This window comes from Micromonospora sp. NPDC051924, assembly GCF_055586005.1.
The window spans coordinates 30155-47831 of record NZ_JBVJJA010000001.1; the positions used below are offsets into that span (position 1 = coordinate 30155).

18 protein-coding genes and 1 riboswitch are annotated in these 17677 nt (G+C 73.0%); of the genes, 4 read left to right on the forward strand and 14 right to left on the reverse strand.

Annotated elements, in window-relative coordinates; translation table 11 throughout:
- Window positions 1–123: 123 nt before the first annotated feature.
- The 3 genes from ACZ6S5_RS00150 to ACZ6S5_RS00160 are packed head-to-tail and all read right to left on the reverse strand — an operon-like array spanning window position 124 to window position 2949.
- The gene (locus ACZ6S5_RS00150) at window positions 124–975 is read right to left on the reverse strand and encodes a menaquinone biosynthetic enzyme MqnA/MqnD family protein (RefSeq protein ID WP_465996111.1); all 852 of its coding nucleotides are present in this window, start codon (window positions 973–975) and stop codon (window positions 124–126) included.
- Between the two features lie 33 nt (window positions 976–1008).
- Window positions 1009–2322, reverse strand: coding sequence for an MFS transporter (locus ACZ6S5_RS00155; protein ID WP_465996113.1), 1314 nt, complete (start codon window positions 2320–2322; stop codon window positions 1009–1011).
- Window positions 2323–2367: 45 nt separating this feature from the next.
- The gene (locus ACZ6S5_RS00160) at window positions 2368–2949 is read right to left on the reverse strand and encodes a helix-turn-helix domain-containing protein (RefSeq protein ID WP_465996115.1); all 582 of its coding nucleotides are present in this window, start codon (window positions 2947–2949) and stop codon (window positions 2368–2370) included.
- Between the two features lie 236 nt (window positions 2950–3185).
- On the opposite strand from ACZ6S5_RS00160, the gene ACZ6S5_RS00165 reads away from it, so the two are divergent.
- Window positions 3186–5264: a HelD family protein gene (locus ACZ6S5_RS00165; protein ID WP_465996117.1), complete on the forward strand. Its 2079-nt coding sequence runs from the start codon at window positions 3186–3188 to the stop codon at window positions 5262–5264.
- A gap of 70 nt (window positions 5265–5334) precedes the next feature.
- Here the strand turns inward: ACZ6S5_RS00165 and ACZ6S5_RS00170 are convergent, their stop codons facing one another.
- From ACZ6S5_RS00170 to ACZ6S5_RS00185, 4 genes are read right to left on the reverse strand one after another with little or no spacing between them, the layout of a single operon-like run.
- Complete coding sequence (locus ACZ6S5_RS00170) at window positions 5335–5934, reverse strand: hypothetical protein (protein ID WP_465996119.1); 600 nt, start codon at window positions 5932–5934, stop codon at window positions 5335–5337.
- A gap of 4 nt (window positions 5935–5938) precedes the next feature.
- Window positions 5939–6295 carry a YbaB/EbfC family nucleoid-associated protein gene (locus ACZ6S5_RS00175; RefSeq protein ID WP_465996121.1) on the reverse strand — a complete coding sequence of 119 codons (357 nt, stop codon included), beginning with the start codon at window positions 6293–6295 and terminating at the stop codon, window positions 5939–5941.
- A 9-nt stretch (window positions 6296–6304) separates the two neighbouring features.
- Window positions 6305–7231 carry a WXG100 family type VII secretion target gene (locus ACZ6S5_RS00180; RefSeq protein WP_465996123.1) on the reverse strand — a complete coding sequence of 309 codons (927 nt, stop codon included), beginning with the start codon at window positions 7229–7231 and terminating at the stop codon, window positions 6305–6307.
- A 10-nt stretch (window positions 7232–7241) separates the two neighbouring features.
- A complete protein-coding gene (locus ACZ6S5_RS00185) occupies window positions 7242–7562 on the reverse strand; it encodes a type VII secretion target (protein WP_465996125.1) in 321 nt (106 codons plus the stop codon).
- Between the two features lie 721 nt (window positions 7563–8283).
- Here ACZ6S5_RS00185 and ACZ6S5_RS00190 point away from each other — a divergent pair.
- Complete coding sequence (locus tag ACZ6S5_RS00190; RefSeq protein WP_465996510.1) at window positions 8284–9042, forward strand: VOC family protein; 759 nt, start codon at window positions 8284–8286, stop codon at window positions 9040–9042.
- 47 nt (window positions 9043–9089) lie between these two features.
- On the opposite strand, the gene ACZ6S5_RS00195 is transcribed toward ACZ6S5_RS00190, so the two are convergent.
- The 3 genes from ACZ6S5_RS00195 to ACZ6S5_RS00205 form a co-directional block, all read right to left on the reverse strand.
- The gene (locus ACZ6S5_RS00195; protein WP_465996126.1) at window positions 9090–9863 is read right to left on the reverse strand and encodes an ABC transporter ATP-binding protein; all 774 of its coding nucleotides are present in this window, start codon (window positions 9861–9863) and stop codon (window positions 9090–9092) included.
- Window positions 9860–10891, reverse strand: a complete 1032-nt coding sequence (locus ACZ6S5_RS00200) for a FecCD family ABC transporter permease (protein WP_465996512.1) — start codon at window positions 10889–10891, stop codon at window positions 9860–9862. The genes ACZ6S5_RS00195 and ACZ6S5_RS00200 overlap by 4 nt, the downstream gene beginning before the upstream one ends.
- Window positions 10892–11052: 161 nt before the next feature.
- Entirely contained in the window at window positions 11053–11991 is a 939-nt protein-coding gene (locus ACZ6S5_RS00205; RefSeq protein ID WP_465996128.1) for an ABC transporter substrate-binding protein, read from the reverse strand.
- Between the two features lie 90 nt (window positions 11992–12081).
- A riboswitch (cobalamin riboswitch) is annotated at window positions 12082–12249 on the reverse strand.
- 110 nt (window positions 12250–12359) lie between these two features.
- Here ACZ6S5_RS00205 and ACZ6S5_RS00210 point away from each other — a divergent pair.
- A complete protein-coding gene (locus ACZ6S5_RS00210; protein ID WP_465996130.1) occupies window positions 12360–13697 on the forward strand; it encodes a C39 family peptidase in 1338 nt (445 codons plus the stop codon).
- 29 nt (window positions 13698–13726) lie between these two features.
- Entirely contained in the window at window positions 13727–15067 is a 1341-nt protein-coding gene (locus tag ACZ6S5_RS00215) for a peptidase C39 family protein (protein WP_465996132.1), read from the forward strand.
- A 51-nt stretch (window positions 15068–15118) separates the two neighbouring features.
- Here the strand turns inward: ACZ6S5_RS00215 and ACZ6S5_RS00220 are convergent, their stop codons facing one another.
- From ACZ6S5_RS00220 to mqnE, 4 genes are read right to left on the reverse strand one after another with little or no spacing between them, the layout of a single operon-like run.
- Window positions 15119–15607: a hypothetical protein gene (locus ACZ6S5_RS00220; protein WP_465996134.1), complete on the reverse strand. Its 489-nt coding sequence runs from the start codon at window positions 15605–15607 to the stop codon at window positions 15119–15121.
- Window positions 15608–15667: 60 nt separating this feature from the next.
- Window positions 15668–15949, reverse strand: a complete 282-nt coding sequence (locus ACZ6S5_RS00225; RefSeq protein ID WP_465996136.1) for a DUF4229 domain-containing protein — start codon at window positions 15947–15949, stop codon at window positions 15668–15670.
- A 26-nt stretch (window positions 15950–15975) separates the two neighbouring features.
- The gene (locus ACZ6S5_RS00230; protein WP_465996138.1) at window positions 15976–16404 is read right to left on the reverse strand and encodes a hypothetical protein; all 429 of its coding nucleotides are present in this window, start codon (window positions 16402–16404) and stop codon (window positions 15976–15978) included.
- Between the two features lie 10 nt (window positions 16405–16414).
- A complete protein-coding gene (gene mqnE, locus ACZ6S5_RS00235) occupies window positions 16415–17584 on the reverse strand; it encodes an aminofutalosine synthase MqnE (protein ID WP_465996140.1) in 1170 nt (389 codons plus the stop codon).
- Window positions 17585–17677 lie beyond the last annotated feature (93 nt).

Here is a 17677-nt window from a genome sequence, read left to right on the forward strand (position 1 = left end):
GAGGCCCCCCCCACCCCCCCCCCCCCCCTCCCCCCCCCCCCCCCCCCCCCCCCCCCCCCCCCCCCCCCCCCCTCTTCCCTCTCCCCCCCCCCCCCCCCCCGCTTCGTCGTCTCAACCGGGGCTTCAGCCCTGGAAGAACTCCGGCCCGTTCGCCGGCAGGGCCGGCACCTCGCCGAGGGCGGCGGCCCGGCGGGCGAACTCCCGGAGCCCGGCCACCTGCCGCTCGCCGAGCGAGAAGTCGAGGGTACGGAAGTAGGTGGCGAGGGTCGCGGCGTCGAAGGGCTCCCAGCGGGCCGCCGCCTCGGCCACCTGGTCCAGCTCGGCCAGGCACAGGTCACGGGAGCGCAGGAACGCCTCGTGCACCTCCTTGACCAACCCGGGGTGGGCGGCGGCGAAGTCCCGGCGGACCGCCCAGACCGCGAAGACCATCGGCAGACCGGTCCAGTCCCGCCAGGCCTGCCCGAGGTCGGTCACCTCGAGGCCCTTGCGGGGCGCCTCGTAGAGGGCGCGCAGCGCCACGTCGCCGATCAGCACGCCGGCGTCGGCCTCCAGCAGCATCTGGGTCAGGTCCGGCGGGCAGCGGAAGTACTCGGGGCGGACGCCGTACCGCTCGCCGAGCAGCAGCTGGGCCAGCAGCACGCCGGTACGCGAGGTGGAGCCGAGCGCGACCCGCGCCCCGTCCAGCTCGGTGAGCGGCTTCGTGGAGACCACGTTGACCGAGAGCACCGGGCCGTCGCTGCCGACCGCCAGGTCGGGCAGGAGCAGCAGCTCGTCGGCGTTCCGCAGGTACTCCACCAGCGAGATCGGCCCGATGTCCAGGTCACCGGCGACCAGCGCGGCGTTCAGCCGGTCCGGCGAGTCCTTGTGCAGATCGACGTCGATCAGGGCGCCGGACCGCATCAGCCCCCAGTAGATGGGCAGGCAGTTGAGGAACTGGATGTGCCCGACCCTAGGGCGGGCGACGCGGTCAGCCATGCCCCGACCGTATCGCCGCCCGCCGGGTCCGGTTCAGCGGGAGGGGGCCGGAGTGGCCAACTCCGCACCGGGCGCCGGGTCCGCCGGCCCGGCCGGAGGTGCGGTGGCGGGTGCCGGGGCGGTGACCGATGCCCGCCCGGCCCGGACGGCCCGGGCGACCGACGGCACGACCAGCGCGATCACCAGCAGCCCGGCGACGCCGCAGCCGGCGACCAGGAGCCGGGGCGTGGCCACCTCGAGCAGGAGACCGCCGAGCAGGAAGCCGACCATCGACGCGCCCTGGACGGAGGCGCTGAGCGCGGCGTACGCCCGGCCGCGCGACGCCTCGGGCACCCGCCGGGCCAGCAGCACGTTGTCGAAGACGTTCGCGCCGCCGTTGCCCACGCCTCCGAGCAGCCACACCGGCACCAGCAGCAGTGCGGAGGGCGCCGCGGCGGAGAGCAGGATCATCAGGCAGCACCCGGCGAGCAGGGCGAGGTAGCCGACGAGCAGCCGGCCGTCGTCGACCAACCGCCGGGCCACCCGGGCGAAAAGCCACGCCCCGACCAGGATGCCGAGCGTCCACGAACCGGTGACCAGGCCGTACATGGTGGCGGAGCTGTGCAGGGTCTCGCGGATGAAGAAGACCTCGACCACGTTGATCGCCCCCACGGCGGCGATCACCCCGGCGATGGTGGTGATCATCGCGACCAGCAGTGGGTCCCGGCGGAGCCGCCAGCCGGCCGCGGGCGCGGTGGGCGTGCCGGTGGCCGGCACCGCGGCCGGTCGCCGGCTGCCACCCCGGCGGGTCCGGATCAGCAGCCCGGCGGCGACCAGCGCGAGGTAGCTGGCGGCGTCCAGCAGCAGCGGCAGCCGGGCGCCGAAGCCGCCGACCAGCACCCCGGCCAGCGCCGGTCCGGCCAGCGCGCCGAGCGTGCCGGCGGTCTGGTTGAGTGCGGCGGCCCGGGGCAGGTCCTCGGCCCGGACCATGGCCGGCACCAACGCCGACAGCACCGGCTGGGTGACCGCGAGGCCGGCCGCGAGCAGCGCCACCAGCGCGATGACCAGGGCCGGATGACCGGCGTACGCGAGCGCGAGGCAGACGGCGGCCTGGCCGAGGCCGGCGACCACCAGCAGGAGCCGGCTGTCCACCCGGTCGGCGAGCCGGCCGGTCAGCGGGGCGAGCGCCACCAGCGGCAGGGTGGCGGCGAGCATCAGCCCGGACACCGCGAGCCCGCCCGCGCCGGCGGACTGGAGGGCGAGGGTCAGGGCGGTGGCGGCAAGGAAGTCCCCGCAGGTGGAGACGGCACGGGAGCCGGTGACCAGCCAGACGTCGGACCAGCGCGACGGACCAGATGTGAAGGACATACTTCGAAAATAATCCTTCACACCTGGATCGCGCAATCCCCGCCGTCAATCGATGGGCAGCGCCCGGTACTGCACGGCGACGCTTCGGGCGCCTTCGGGCGGGTCTGTCCGCAACCGCCGCCGGTACGGGCCGATCAACTCCTGGATCGTGTTGTTGAGCCGCGTCAGTTCCTCGGCGGTGAGCAGCAGCAGGCTGTCGCTGAACCAGGCCGCCTCGTACCACTCGCGCGGCTCGTCCGGCGCCCGCTGGATCCAGTCCCGGACGCGCTGGCTGTCCCGGGCCATGTGGGCCTCGACCAGGGCCGCCTCGGCGGCACGGGCCTCGGAGTCGGCGTCCGGGCCCGACTCGACGTAGTACGACGGGCTGAACGCCTGCCAGACCCGCTCCCGGGCGTCACCCCGGCTGGGGGCCTCCTCGATCAGCCCGTACTTCGCCAGCTCCCGCAGGTGGTAGCTGGTGGCGCTCGGGGAGAGTCCGGCAATTTCGGCGCACTCGGTGGCGGTCGCACCGCCCTCCACCGTGCTGAGGTGTTCCATGATCGCCATGCGGGCCGGGTGGGCCAGGGCCCGCATCACCTGCGGGTCGCTGATCGTCACCCGACGCTGTTCGGGGCGCGCCTCGGTCATGCCCCCAATGATCCCGCCCGGGGCGATCGCCCCGCACGGACGGGGAAGGTCTTCCTTCGCGGCAAGCCGACACCCACGATCGAAATTCGGTGGCGAGTCGGGGGCCGCGTCCGTATCGTGGATGGCCGCTTGACGGCCGCGGTGAGCACGCACCGCAGCGGACGTCCCCGCGCCGGGAGCCGGCCAACCGCCCTGGATACGCGAGCGAGCATCTTGTTGAGCCATGGGAGTTCTCTGTGCCCGCAACCGACCTGGAAGCTGCCTCAACCAGCCTGGACGCCGAACTCGTCGCCGAACGCGACCATCTGGCGGCGTCCCGCGCCGCGCTCGGGCGGATGCGTGAGCGCGCCGAGGCCCTCTTCGCCACCGGCGACAAGGTGGCCGGGGACGCCTACACCGCCGAGCAGTTGGGCCGGCACATGGCCCGCCGGGTCAAGGAGCTGGCCGACGACCCGACCACCCCACTCTTCTTCGGCCGGCTGGACTTCGGCGGGACCGCCGACAGCCGGCACAGCGGGGAGGCCGGTCCCGACGACGAAGTCGTCGGGGTGTACCACGTCGGGCGGCGGCACGTCACCGACCAGCTGGGCGAGCCGATGGTGCTGGACTGGCGGGCCCCGGTTTCCCGGTCGTTCTACCGGGCCAGCGCCCGTGACCCCCAGGGTGTCGCCGTCCGGCGCCGGTTCGGGTTCAGCGCGGGCCTGCTGACCAGCTTCGAGGACGAACACCTCGACCGGGGCGAGGAGCTGGGCACGGCCAGCCGGATCCTCACCGCCGAGATCGAGCGGCCGCGCGTCGGCCCGATGCGGGACATCGTCGCCACCATCCAGCCCGAGCAGGACGAGCTGGTCCGGGCCGACCTGGCCGACTCGATCTGCGTGCAAGGGGCGCCGGGCACCGGCAAGACGGCGGTCGGGCTGCACCGCGCCGCGTACCTGCTCTACCTGCATCGCGAGCGGCTGCGCCGGTCCGGCGTGCTGATCGTCGGGCCGAACCGGGCGTTCCTGTCGTACATCGCGGCGGTGCTGCCCGCCCTCGGCGAGGTCGAGGTGGAGCAGGCCACGGTGGAGGATCTGGTCGGCCGGGTGCCGGTACGCGGCGTCGACGATCCCGCCGTCGCCACCTTCAAGCACGACGTCCGGATGGCCGAGGTGCTGCGCCGGGCGGTCGACGGGCACATCGGCACGCCCACCGAGCCGATCATGGTGTCGGACGGCTCGTTCCGCTGGCGGATCGGCCTCGACGCGCTGCACCGGGTGGTCGAGGGGACCCGCCGGGAGGGGCTGCCGTACGCGACCGGGCGGGAGCGGGTCCGGGCCCGGGTGGTGGGGCTGCTGCAACGCCAGTCCGAGGCGCGCCGGGCCGAGTCACCCAGCGACGCCTGGCTGCGGCGGATGGGCAAGGCCAAGCCGGTCACCGCCTTCCTCGACACGGTCTGGCCGGCGCTCACCGCGGAGGGACTGCTGCACACCATGCTCACCGACCCCGAGGCGCTCGCCGCCGCCGCCGACGGCCTGCTCACCACGCAGGAGCAGGAACTGCTCCGCTCGAGCAGGCTCGGCCGTACCCCGAAGGCGACGAGGTGGACCGCCGCGGACGCGGTGCTGATCGACGAGGCGGCCGGGCTGATCGAGCGGCCGGCCGGCTTCGGGCACGTGGTGGTCGACGAGGCGCAGGACCTCTCCCCCATGCAGTGCCGGGCCATCGCCCGGCGCAGCGAGCACGGCTCGATCACCCTCCTCGGCGACCTGGCCCAGGGCACCGCGCCCTGGGCCGCCACCGACTGGCGGGAGTCCCTGGCCCACCTGGGCAAGCCGGACGCGGTCGTGGTGCCGCTGAGCGTCGGCTTCCGGGTGCCGGCCGCGGTGGTCGCGTTCGCCAACCGGCTGCTGCCGGCGCTGGCGGTCGACGTACCCCCGGCGGAGTCGCTGCGCCACGACGGGGCGCTGGCCGTGCGTACGGTGGACGACCTGGTCGCGGCGACGGTGACCGAGGTGCGGGCGGCGCTCGACCACGACGGCTCGATCGGCGTGATCGCCGCCGACCACGCGGTGGAGCGGCTGCGCGCGGCGCTGGCCGCGGCGGGGGTGGAGACCGCGACCGCCGACGACGTGGAGGCCGCGGCGCGGGTCACCGTGGTCCCGGCGACCCTCGTCAAGGGGCTGGAGTACGACCACGTGGTGGTCGTCGAGCCGGCCGCGATCGTGGCCGCCGAGCCGCGCGGCCTGCACCGCCTCTACGTGGTGCTGACCCGGGCCGTCTCCGGCCTTGCGGTACTCCACCGCGACCCGCTGCCCGACCCGCTGGCCGCCTGAGCCCGTCCGGTCAAGCACGATCCGCTCGGCTTGCGAGTCGATCAAGCGCGCGACGCGGTGGAGTGGCGCGTCAGCCGGCCAGGGCGGCGGCGATGGCGCGGAGCGGCGCGCCCGACTCGGCGACCGGCACGGTGAAGGCCAGCCAGGAGCCGTCGGTGAAGTCGATCCGCAGCCGCTTCGGGTTGAGCCGGTGCCAGCCCACCCGGGCCGACGCCACCTCCGCCCGGGGCGCCGCCCAGGCGATCCGGGTCTCGGCCAGCGACCGCTCGTCGTCCTCCCGGTTGGACAGCAGCTTCACCGCACCGGTGACGCAGACCAGCAACCGCCGGTCGGTGACGGCGAGCACCGTGTGCCGCAGCTTCCCGTCCGGCCGGGCCGGGTTGACCGCCCGGTGCAGCCGGGAGGCGGCCGAGCCGGGGGCACCCCGGCCGGCGATGCCCCAGCCGATCAGGTCCACCAGCCGGTCGCCGCGGTCCCAGGTGGCCAGCGGGACGAGCAGGTTGAGCAGCACCGAGGTGACGGTCGCCCGGCCGGGGGCGTCGGGGGCCGTCTCGTCCGGCGGCGGCGGGGGCGTGACCCCGCCGCCGATCTCCGTCTGCGCGTGCGCCAGCACCTGCTCGCCCGGCTCGACGAGCTGGCCGATCCGGTCGAGGTAACTCGTGCCGTCCATCGGCTCAGTATCGGTCGTAGCCGTAGTCGTCGTCGGTGCGGCGCTCCGCGGCCGGCGCGTTGCCCATGACCTCGCCGACGATCTCGCGGACCCGGGCGGCGGCGGCCTCCTGGGCGCGGTTGGCCGCGGCGGTGAGCTCCTCGGCCAGGGTGTACGAGTCGAGCCGCATGGCCCGGGCGTTGATCTCGGTGGAGAGGATCTTGCCGTCGGCGGCGGCCGTCACGGTGACCAGGCCCGAGTCGCTCACCCCCTGGGCGCTGCTCTGCTCCAGCTCGGCCATCCGCGCGCCGAGCTCACGCTGCCACCCGTCCAGGTTGCGGGCCAGCGCCTCGATCCGATCCAGGGCGGGGAAGGACGTCATGGCTGCCTCTCAGTTCACGATCGAGTCGAAGACGTTCTGCACGCCCCGGGTGTACGGGCCCAGGTCCTCCTTGTACGTGCCGTCCACCAGGTAGTTGCGGTCCTTGTGCCCGTCGGAGATGTCGTACATGCCGACCCCGGTGTCCAGCAGGGCGCCGCCGATGCCCGGCACGTTCACCGGTGACACCTTGTTGATCGCGTACTTGCCGGGGAACAGGAGGGCGGTCCGCTTGAGCTTGAACTGCAACGCCTCCTTGGTGTAGCCGGACTTGTTCCACGCCCGGTACGCCTTCTTGGCCTTGCGCAGCTCCATCACGGTCTTGCGGTACTTGGTGAGCAGCTGGGCGATCTTCTCCAGCTTGGTGACCAGCTTGGTGAGGATCTCGGCGAACCGGGCCACGATCTTGACCATCCGGCCGACCGTGGTGGCGAGCCGGGCCAGCACCCGGACCACCGTCGCAGCCAGCGTCACGCCCGCGCTGAGCACGGCGGCCACCGCCGCGATGATCACCTCGGTGAGGAACCAGAGCAGGAACTCCAGGATCAGCTCGACCAGGAGGTTGAACGCGTCGACCGCGGCGTTCGCCGCGTCGACCAGCACCTCCGTGGTGCCGTCCAGCCCCTTGGCCAGCTCCTCGATGGCCTCCTCGACGGACTCCATCGAAGCGTGGAACTTCTCCGCCGCGTCCCCGTCCCAGGCGCCGCGCAGCCGGGCCCGGTCGGCGATCTGGTCCCCGGCGATCTGCCGGACCGCCTCGCCGGTGGTCAGCGCGAGCTGGGCCGCCTTCATCAGGTCGTCCGGTTCGCCGGCGACCAGTTCCAGCAGCTCGTTGAACGGCCAGAGCACCGCCTGGGAGAGCGGCTTGAACGGGTCGGGCGTGCCCGACACGATCTGCTCGAAGTAGGTCTTGTTGCGCTGCAGCGCCTCAGTGCTCATCGATTCCCCCTCAGGCGCCCGGCGCGAACAGGTCGGTGGTCCCGACGTCGGTTCCGGTGTACGCGTCGGCGGTGTCGTCGATCCCCTCGGCGATGTCGGCCATCACCTCGGCACCCTCCGCCAGCCCGGTCAGGCACGCCTCGAACTGCTCGGCGTACGCGGCGGCGAGGCTGAACGACGCCGGCATGATGCCGAAGGCGTGCCGGGGCACGTGCCCGTCGTTGAAGACCCGGTTCAGCTCCCGGAACCGGGCCGCCCGGTCCCGCGAGGCGGCGGCGAAGGCGGTCAACGCCTCCGGTTGCACGTCCAGGTTCCTGCTCGGACTTGTCACGGGACCCTCCCCAGTGTCCAGTCGACAGCCGCACGCCCCCGGTGTGACGCGGGCGACGGGTTACCACAGTAGGCGATCGTCGCCGCTTTGCGGGGCGGCGGGGTTGGCGCCGACGCGATAGGCAGGTAGCGGGGTGCTGACCGCGAACATCTTCCAGTACGGCGCCGGGGTGGCCGAGGACCGGGTGCAGCCGTGGAGCCCTTACACCCGTACCCTGCCGGCCGGCCCGGTGCCGCGTTTCGCCGGGCGGATCCTGGCCGGCCTGGTGCTGACGTACGTGTCGATGCTGCCCGTGGTGGTGATCGCCGCAGTGGCGACCGCCGCCGCGATCACGCCGCTGGACTTCCTGGTCGCCATCGGCACGGTCGCGGTGATCTCCGTGCCGTTCACCCTGCTGGGCCTGGCCATCGGCTACTCGATGCCGAGCAAGGCGGCGATCGTGGTCGCGCAGCTGATCTTCTTCCCGCTGGCCTTCGGCGGTGGCCTGCTCTCCGGCCCGGACGACGCGCCGGGCTTCATCCGGGCGATCGCCCCCCTACCTGCCCACCCGGGGCGCGGTGGAGCTGATGTGGGCGGCCGCCACCGACTGGGCGTACCGGAGGGACGAGGGACGCCGCTTCACTTGAGCAAATGTCCGATTACGGCCCGGCGGGCGACGGGACGGTGCCACGATGCCGGCAGGGCGTGCCGACCGGGCCACCCACCGGCGAGAGGGGTCAACGTGAACGGCGTCGAGCCCGGCACGCCCTGCTGGGCCGACCTGGCCACCCCGGGGCTGGAGGACGCGAAGCGGTTCTACCCGCAGCTGTTCGGCTGGACCGGGCGGGTCTCCCCGGAGCCGGCGGCCGGTGGCTACACGATCTTCCTCAAGGGCGGCAAGGCGGTCGCCGCGGCCGGCCCACCGGCCAGCCCGGACCAGGTGCCGATCTGGTCCACGTACGTGGCGACGGACGACGCGGACCTGGTGGCCACCCGGGTGGCGGCCGCCGGCGGCCAGGTGGTGGTCGCCCCGTTCGACGTCCTCGACCAGGGCCGGATGGCGGTCCTCGCCGACCCGGCGGGCGCCGTGTTCAGCGTCTGGCAGCCGATGGCGATGCGCGGGGCCGAGCTGTTCAACGCGCCCGGGTCGCTGTGCTGGAACGAGCTGGTGACCCCCGATCCCGAGCGGGCGAAGGACTTCTACGCGCTGGTCTTCGGCTGGCACCCGGAGGAGCGACCGGCCGACCCGGTCACCTACACCGGCTGGCGCTGCGGCGCCCGGATCGTCGCGGGCATGATGCCGCAGCTGGAGCCGCTGCCGGATGACCTGCCGGCGTACTGGTCGGTGTTCTTCGCGGTCGAGGACGCCGATGCCACCGCCGCCCGCGCCGCCGAACTCGGCGGCACCATCCTCGTCCCGCCGAAGGACAACCCCGCCGGCCGCACCGCCGCCCTCCGCGACCCCCAGGGCGCCCTCTTCCACGTCACCGCCCTCCGCTGACCCCACGCTCGCCGGGGTAGGAGGGCGGGGGCGGCGGGAGGGAGGGGTCAGCGGGGGCGGACGGGGACGACGAGGGGGCCGTGGTCGCCCTGGACGACGCGGACGTGGGCGCGGTAGTGCTTCGCCAGGAGGTCCTCGGTGAGGACCGCCCCGGGGGTGCCCTGGGCGGCGACGCGGCCGTCGGCGAGGAGCACGAGCCGGTCGGCGTACTCGCCGGCGACGGAGAGGTCGTGCATGGTGGCCAGCACGGTCAGCTCGTGCTCGCGGCGCAGCTGGTCGACCAGTTCCAGCACCTCCTGCTGGTGGCCGATGTCCAGCGCGCTGGTCGGCTCGTCGAGCAGCAGCAGGGTGGCTCCCTGGGCCAGCGCCCGGGCCAGGAAAACCCGCTGCCGCTCGCCACCGGACAGGGTGGCCAGCTCCCGGCGGTCGAACTCCACCAGGTCCAGCCGGTCCAGCACCTCGTGCACCGCGGCCAGGTCCGCCGCCGACTCCCGACCCAGCGGCGGGATGTACGGGGTCCGCCCGAGCAGCACGTAGTCGAGGACCGACATGCCGGCCGGGACCACCGGGGACTGGGCCACCGTGGCGACGACCCGGGCCCGGTCGCGACGACGCAGCGACTGGATCGGCGTACCGAAGAGGGAGACCGCGCCCGGCGCGACGAGCAGGCCGCCGACGGCGCGCAGCAGGGTCGACTTGCCGGCGCCGTTCGGGCCGATCACCGTGACCCACTCGCCCACGGCGACGGTCAGGTCCACGCCGGCCAGGATCGGCGTGCCGCCCAGCTCGACCCGCAGGTCCCGCACCTCGACGGCGCTCATGTGAACACCCGGCGGGAGGTGCGCAGGACGAGGACGAAGAACGGGCCGCCGAGCAGCGCGGTGACCACGCCGATCGGGATCTCGGCCGGGGCGGCGGCGGTCCGCGCGACCACGTCGGTCAGGGCCAGGAACGCCCCGCCGAAGAGCATCGACAGCGGCAGGATCACCCGGTAGCTGGACCCGGCGAGCAGCCGTACGGTGTGCGGCACGATGATGCCGACGAAGCCGATCAGGCCGGACGCGGAGACCGCGGCGGCGGTGCCCAGCGAGGCGGCGGTGATCAGCAGGTATCGGGAGCGCTGCGGGTGCAGGCCGAGACTGGTCGCCTCGTCGTCGCCGACGGCGAGCACGTCCAGCTCGCGCCGGTGCAGCAGCACCACCACCGCGGTGAGCACGAAGTAGGGCAGGACCAGCCGGACGTCGTGCCAGCCGGCGGTGGCCAGCCGGCCGAGCAGCCAGGAGTAGACCTGCTGGATGCTCTCGGAGTGCCGTTGCAGCAGGTACGTCTGCCCGGCGGCGAGGAACGCCGAGACCGCCACCCCGGCCAGGATCAGCGTGGCCGGCGACCGGTCCCGCCCGCCAGCCGCGCCGAGCCCGTACGTCATGGCGACCGCGCCCAGCGACCCGACGAACGCGGCGAGCGGGATGGTGACCGGCATCCCGGTGATCGCACCGCCCGCCCCGGCACCCAGCGCGATGACCGCGGTCACCGCGAGCCCGGCGCCGGCCGCCACCCCGAGCAGGTACGGGTCGGCCAGCGGATTGCGGAAGACCCCCTGGTAGCAGCCGCCGGCCAGGGCGAGCAGCCCGCCGACGAGCAGGCCGAGCACGACCCGGGGCAGGCGCAGCTCGGTGACGATGGCGATCTCCCGCTCGCTGAGCCCGCTGTCCAGGTGCACCCCGGGCAGCAGGTTGAGCAGTTCGGCGGCCACGCTGCCGGGCGGCAGGCTGACCGGGCCGAGGGACACCCCGGCGACCAGCGCGACCAGCACGGCGGCGATGCCGGCGAGCAGCCAGCGGGTCCGCAGCCCGGCCGGCCGGACCGTCGCACCCGGTCCGGCCGGGGGGCGCCCGCCGCCCCGCGCCCGACCGTCCCGCCCGGTGCCGGGCCGGGGCACGCCGGCCGGCCGGGACACCTCGGGCGTCCCGGCCGACCGGTCGGCGGATTCCGCTGGTCGCACGGTCAGGTTCAGGCCGGGACCTTGGCGGTGGCGTCGACGATCGCCTTGAGCAGGTCGACCACGCGCGGGCCCCAGCGGGAGGCGATGTCGTCGTCCAGCGCCACGACCTGGTTGTTCTTCACCGCGGTGACGCCGGCCCAGCCGCTACGGGCCTTGACGGTGTCCGGGGTCTGCTTGCAGCACTTGGTGTCCGCCAGGAAGACGAAGTCGGGGTTCGCCTTGACGATGACCTCCTGGGAGAGCTGCGGGTAGCCGCCGTTCTTCCCGTCGGCGTCCGACGGGTCGGCGATGTTCTCCAGGCCGGCGAGGGCGTAGATCGAGCCGATGAAGGTCTTGCTGGTCGCGCTGTACAGCTCCGGGCCCAGCTCGTGGTAGTAGGTGAGCTTCTTCGCCCGCTGCGGCAGGTTCTTGGTGAGCGCCGCGATGTCGTCCTTCATCTTCTTCGTGACGGCGTCCGCCTCGGCCGGGTGGCCGGTGAGCTTGCCCAGGTCACCGATCTGCTGGTACGTGTCGTCGAGGGTGGCCGCGGCCGAGGCGAGCAGCACCGGGATCTTCAGCGTGGTGAGCTGGTCGACGATCTTGTTGGTGTCGTTGGAGAGCACCACCAGATCGGGGCTCTTGCCGGCGATCGCCTCCGCGTTCGGCTGGAAGCCGGAGAGGTCGCTCTTCGGCGCCTCCGGCGGGTAGTTCGACTGGTCGTCCACGGCGGTGACCTGCTTGCCGGCGCCGATGGCGAAGAGCATCTCGGTCGCGCTGGGCGAGAGCGAGACGATCTTCTCGGGGCGCTTCTCCAGGGTCAGCTTGCCGACCGTGACCGGGAAGATGGCGGCCGCCGAGCTGCTGCCGGCGGCGGGGGTGTCGGTCGAGGTCTTCTCGGCGCAGCCGCCGAGGAGCAGCGCGCCGACCGCGAGGGCGGCGGCGAAGAGCCGGGGGGTACGTCTGGACATCGTTCCTCCTGTCGGTCGAGGAGCGTGGTGCTTCGCCGACAGGGAGCGCCCGGAGGTGCGGCCCGTCCGCGAGGCGCCCTTCCTCGAGAGCGCGTGTCGCGACCGACCGCAGGCGACCTGGCTCGTCCCCGCTCTCGGTGCCGGCCGGAGGCCGACGCCGTGCGGGACATCACAGTTGCGGGACAGCGCCGGTTTCGCACCGGCTTCGCTGCGGATTGGTCGGTAGCACGGTAGCGCACGACCAGCGGAGATCATCCGGACGGGCCGGGGTGTGCTCGGCAATGATTTTCCATGCGTTGACCTCTGGCGAAACTTCCTTCCAAGCGCGACAGTGAACGGCAACGATGCCGTTCACCTGTGGAGCTGCCATGGCACTGACATCCCTGCGCGCGGTCGCCGCCGCCGGCGTCACCGCGCTCGCCCTCCTCGGCACCACGAGCCCGGCCGTGGCCGGGAAGCCGGCCGGCGGCGGCACCGCCGTCACCCACGACGAACAGATCACCTGGCAGGGCTGGTCCGGCACCGGCTGGTCCGCCGGCACCGCCGCCGGCACCACGGCCACCACCGCCGGCCTCACCCTCGCCACCCCGATCGGCACCACCCTCTACAAGGACCCGCACAGCAGGACCAAGCGCACCTGGGCGTACGGGACCTGGACCTCGCCGCTCACCGAGGTCGGCTTCGGTGCCACCGAGCTGGTCGCCTCGTGGAACGCCGACACCCCGGCCGGCACCTGGCTCCAGGTGGAACTCCAGGGCACCTACACCACCGGCACCCGCACCCCCTGGTACGTGCTGGGCCGCTGGGCCTCCGGCGACGGCGACATCAAGCGGACCAGTGTCGACAAGCAGGGGGACAAGACCTCCAGCGTGTGGACCGACACCTTCGCGATCAACGACCCGACCGCCGGGGTGCTGCTGCGGGCGTACCAGCTCCGGGCGACCCTCTACCGCGACCCGGCGCTCACCGTCTCGCCGGTGCTCCGCTCGGTCGGCGCGATGAGTTCGAACGTCCCGGACCGGTTCACCGTCGCGCCGAGCGCCGGCGGGATCGCCTGGGGCACCGAGCTGGCCGTGCCGCGCTACTCCCAGGAGATCCACGCCGGGCAGTACCCCGAGTACGACGGCGGCGGCGAGGCCTGGTGCTCGCCGACCTCCACGGAGATGGTGGTCGAGTACTGGGGCCGGAAGCCGTCCCCGGCCGACACGTCCTGGGTGGACCCGAGCTACGCCGACCCGACGGTCGACCACACCGCTCGGATGACCTACGACTACCAGTACCAGGGCGCCGGCAACTGGCCGTTCAACACCGCGTACGCGGCCAGCTTCCCCGGCCTGGAGGCCAAGGTGACCCGGCTGCACTCGCTGGACGAGGTGGAGCACTTCATCGCCGCCGGCATCCCGGTCGTGACCAGCCAGTCCTTCCTCGCCAGCGAGCTGGACGGGGCCGGCTACGGCACCGCCGGGCACCTCATGGTGGTGGTCGGCTTCACCGCCACCGGCGACGTGATCGCCAACGACCCGGCCTCGCCCAGCGACGCCGCCGTCCGGCACGTGTACCGGCGCGACCAGTTCGAGCAGATCTGGCTGCGTACCAAGCGGACCACCGCCAGCGGCGGCACCGGCAGCGGCTCCGGCGGCGTCGTCTACCTGATCAAACCGACCACGGTGGCCTGGCCGCCCGTGGCCGGCTCCACCAACTGGTGACCCATCCCTTCACACCCTGCGGAGTTCACATGGTCAGACCAGCCCTGCGCGCGGTCGCCCTCGCCGGCGTCGCCGCGCTCGCCCTGCTCGGCGTGACGGCTCCCGCCCACGCCGACAACAACCTGCCCGTCGTCGCGCACGACGAGCAGATCACCTTCCAGGAATTCTCGACGTACCCGGACTGGTTCACCGGCACGCACCAGGGCACCTACGCCATCCCGGGGCACCGCACCGGGATCACCATCGGCGAGCCGGCCGGCACCACCGGGTTCACCGACGAGCACACCGGCACCACCCGCAGCTGGGAGTACGCCACCTGGACCTCGCCCGAGCAGCAGATCGGCTTCGACGCCACCGAGCTGGTGGCCTCGTGGAACGCCGAGACCCCGCCCGGCACCTGGATCCAGGTCGAGCTGCACGGCACGTACAACACCGGGGCACAGACCCCCTGGTACGTGATGGGCCGCTGGGCCTCCGGCGACCAGGACATCAAGCGGGCCACCCTGGACGGCCAGGGTGACCCCTGGTCGACCATCTGGACCGACACCTTCTCGATCGACGATGCCAAGGCCGGCGTGCTGCTGCGGTCCTACCAGCTCCGGCTGACCCTCTACCGGGCGCCGGGCCAGGCCGCCTCGCCGCGGGTCTTCATGCTCGGCGCGATGAGCTCGAACGTGCCGGACCGGTTCACCGTCACCCCGAGCAAGGGCGGGATCGCCTGGGGCACCGAACTGGCCGTGCCGCGCTACTCGCAGAACATCCACCGCGGCGAGTACCCGGAGTACGACAACGGTGGCGAGGCCTGGTGCTCGCCCACCTCCACCGAGATGGTGGTCGAGTACTGGGGCCGGAAGCCCTCGGCCGAGGACGTCGCCTGGGTGAACCCGGCCTACGCCGACCCCACCGTCGACCACGCCGCCCGGATGACCTACGACTACGAGTACGAGGGCGCCGGCAACTGGCCGTTCAACACCGCGTACGCGGCCAGCTTCCCGGGCCTGGACGCGCGGGTCACCCGGCTGCACTCGCTGGACGAGGTGGAACGCTTCATCAAGGCCGGCATCCCGGTCGTCACCTCGCAGTCCTTCCTGGCCAGCGAGCTGGACGGGGCGAACTACGGCACCTCCGGGCACCTGTTCGTGGTGGTCGGCTTCACCGCCGACGGTGACGTGATCGTCAACGACCCGGCCTCGTCCTCCGACGACGCGGTGCGCAACGTCTACAAGCGGTCCCAGTTCGAGCAGATCTGGCTGCGCACCAAGCGGTACCGGGCGAACGGCACCGTGGCCGGCGGCTCGGGCGGCATCGCGTACCTGATCAAGCCGGCGGACCGGCCCTGGCCGGTCGTGCCGGGCTCGACCAACTGGTGACCGGACGGGCCCGGCGCCGTCTCCTCGGGGACCGCGCCGGGCCCGTCGGCCTCAGCTCTGGACCGGCCTGCGCGCGAGCCGGTCGATGGCGGCCTCGTCCTCGTCCGGACGCCGGCGACGGAGAACCGTCCGGACGATCAGGACCACCCAGCCGACCGCGGCGAGCGCCCCGCCCGCGGCGAAGCCGGTGACCAGCAGCCAGGTGTTGCCGCCGGCGGTGGAGAAGACCCCCTTGCCGGCCCCGGTGTCGCGGGCCGCCGTGGTGCCGCCCGTGGTCAGCCCGTCCGGATCGTCATAGAGGATGACGTCCTTGCGCGCGGCGCCGCCGTCGGCCGGGACGAAGTCGCCGTGCCAGGTGCAGCTGCGCCGGCCGCACTCCTCACGGACGGCGGTGAAGGTGCCGGCCGTGCCCGACCCGGACTTCGCCTGCCAGGCCGGCACGACGTCGGGCGCGGCGAAGGCCAGACCCAGCACCGCGATCACCGGCAGCCCGACCCAGAGGAAGAACTTCATCCGCCAACTACTGATCTGCTCCATCACGGGGAGCGACCCTAGTGGGACGAGGCCCGCGCCGCTGCCCCGTCGCCCCGCGCCCGGGCGTCAGCTCCGGCCGTCGCCGCTCTCGTCCTCGGCGGACCGGTCGTCCCCGGCGAGCGCGGAGCGCAGCCGCTCCTTCTCCGCCCGGCGCCGCTCCGACGCCTCGGCCATCTCGCCGGCCATCTCGTCCCGCCAACCCTTGAGCAGGAAGAACGAGAGCGCGGCGGAGAAGACCAGCGCCAGCATCAGCCGCAGGAACATGTTCATCTCGACGAACCAGAGGGCCGCCAGCACGGCGACGAACAACCCGATCCGGCCCAGCGTGTACTTGACCGCGGCGCTCAAGCTCGTACTCCGTTCTCCGTCACGGCTCAGCCCGTCCGCCGGGCCAGCCAGTGCACGCCAGGAAACCAGACCACCGCGTAGACGACGGTGAAGACCGCCGCGGCCAGCGCGCCGGAGACCAGCGGCGGCAGCCCGGCGGCCAGGCCGGCCGCCAGCAGCCCCGCGAGCACCCCGAGCGCGATCCCGGCCAGCGCCGCCACCACCCGGGCGGCACCGAACTCCCAGGCCCGGAAGTCGTCCCAGAAGAGCCAGACCGGCAGGATGACCGCCAGCCAGCCGTTGGTCCGCCCGAAGCCGCCCGCGCCCATGGTGGCGAACGCCCACTCGAAGAGCACCAGCGCCAGCACCCCGATCACCAGGCCGGCGAGGCTCACCCCGAGCAGGTCGCCCAGGGTGCGGATGCGCCCCTCGGCGTCCCGCCGGGGGAAGCTACGCTGCTGCTCCTCGGTGCTCATCGGCGCGTGGTCAGGCCCAGACCTGCTGCGGCTCGGCGCGGCGCTCGGCCAGCGACGGGGCCGCGTCGTACTCGCGGACGGTCTCGTAGCGGGTGTTCCGCTCGACCGGGCGGAAGCCGGCGTCCCAGATCAGGTGCAGCAGGTCGTCCCGGTGCATGGTGTTCGGCGTGCCGTACGAGTCGGCGTCGTGGGTGATCTTGTATTCCACGACGGAGCCGTCCAGGTCGTCCACACCGAAGTTCAACGACAGCTGGGCCACCGAGAGACCGTGCATCACCCAGAAGCACTTCACGTGCGGCACGTTGTCGAAGAGCAGCCGGGAGACCGCGAAGGTCTTCAGCGACTCGGCCGGTGAGGCCATCGTGGTCCGGGCCTGGATCCGGTTGCGGATCTTGCCGTCCGCCGAGTCGACGAAGTCGTGCTGGTAGCGCAGCGGGATGAAGACCTGGAAGCCGCCCGTCTCGTCCTGCAGCTCGCGCAGCCGCAGCACGTGGTCGACCCGGTGCCGGGGCTCCTCGATGTGGCCGTAGAGCATGGTCGACGGGGTCTTCATGCCCTTCGAGTGGGCCAGCCGGTGGATCCGCGACCAGTCCTCCCAGTGGCAGGCGTGGTCGACGATGTGCTGCCGGACCTCCCAGTCGAAGATCTCCGCGCCGCCACCGGTCAGCGACTCCAGGCCGGCGTCCATCAGCTCGTCGAGGATCGCGTCGGCGCTCAGCCCGCTGATCTTCTCGAACCACTGCACCTCGGTCGCGGTGAACGCCTTGAGGTTGACGTTCGGCAGCGCGGCCTTCAGCTCGCGCAGCACCTTCGGGTAGTAGCGCCAGGGCAGGGTCGGGTGCAGGCCGTTGACGATGTGCAGCTCGGTGAGCTGCTCGTCCTCCATCTCCTTGGCCTTGCGGACCGCCTCGTCGATCCGCATCGTGTAGGCGTCCTTCTCCCCCGGCTTGCGCTGGAAGGAGCAGTACGCGCACGAGGCGGAGCAGACGTTGGTCAGGTTGAGGTGCCGGTTGACGTTGAACATCACCCGGTCGCCGTTCAGCTCGGTGCGCTTGTGGTGGGCCAGCCGCCCCAGCCAGGCGAGGTCGTCGGTCTCGTAGAGGGCGATCCCGTCCTCGCGGGTCAGCCGCTCGCCCGCGTAGACCTTCGCTTCGAGCTCGCGCTTGAGTCCGGCGTCCATCGAAAGCCACGTCCCTTCCACCTGCGGTCCCGGTCGAGCGTACGTCGCTCCCCCGACCGACCGGCGGCCCGGTCAACCGCAGCGACCTACTTC